Origin of the sequence: Sutterella parvirubra YIT 11816 (assembly GCF_000250875.1) — a bacterium.
Taxonomy (GTDB): domain Bacteria; phylum Pseudomonadota; class Gammaproteobacteria; order Burkholderiales; family Burkholderiaceae_F; genus Sutterella; species Sutterella parvirubra.
This window is the reverse complement of record NZ_JH604936.1, coordinates 1-853: the sequence shown is the minus strand read 5'-3', so window position 1 is coordinate 853 and position 853 is coordinate 1. Positions and strand designations below refer to the sequence as shown.

Below are 853 nucleotides of genomic sequence, written 5' to 3'. Positions count from 1 at the left end.
GTTTTTCCTCCAAAAAACGGCCTCCTCATGAGGCCGTTTCTCTAACCGGGCAGCCCGTCAGCGCTTCGCGTACTTCGTGCATTCGTGCTCGAAACATTTCCTGAAGCCGCGCCCCCCGTATTTCGAACAGTCCTTCAGGTGTTCCTCGGCCAACTTCTTATTGCCTCGGAATCCTTAGCGGTAGCCATGCGCGACCGGCACTTCAGCGTTTGGTTGAAAACTTCAACCGGGTTGAGCTTCGGCGCGTAGGGCGGTAGGAACTTGAGCTCCATCCTGCCGTCTTCCTCCAACCAAGCCTTCACGACAGCGGCCTTGTGAATCGAAGCGTTGTCGCAAATCACAAAAATCAGACGATTCGGGGACTCTTTGCGCAGGCCTTCGAGAAAGTCGCGGAAGTCCTTAGCCGTCACGGCTGTATCTTGAATGAGGAAATGGGCGTCCCCGCGATTCGAAATGGCCACCGAGAGCACGGCCTGGCCGTACCGTGCTCGGCCATTCATCAGCAGCACGGGAGTCTCGCCGACAGGAGCCCACCCACGGACCCAGTTCGCGTCTTGCTTGAGCGAGGTCTCGTCCTGCCAAAAGATGAGGGCTCCTCGCTTTTTCGCATCCGCCTTGATCGCCGGATAGGTCTCGTTCACCCAGGCCTCCAACTTCGCCTCGTCAGCCTGGATTGCCTGCTTCTTGGGGCGCTGGTAGCTCAGCCCCATGCGCTTCAGAAGCGCACAAATGCCCGACCTGCTGTACGTGACCTTGAAGGTTTTCTTGATGAGGGCCCCTACCGTGGTGGAATGCCACAAGGAATGCTCGAAGCCGTAGTCAGAGGGTTTCTTGTTGACGAGGAGCTCTTTGA

1 protein-coding gene is annotated in these 853 nt (G+C 57.4%); it reads right to left on the bottom strand.

The features are described from left to right. Positions 1-134: 134 nt before the first annotated feature. Positions 135-853, bottom strand: a 719-nt coding sequence (locus HMPREF9440_RS03935) for an IS630 family transposase (RefSeq protein ID WP_008541724.1), incomplete at its 5' end; no start/stop codon positions are given.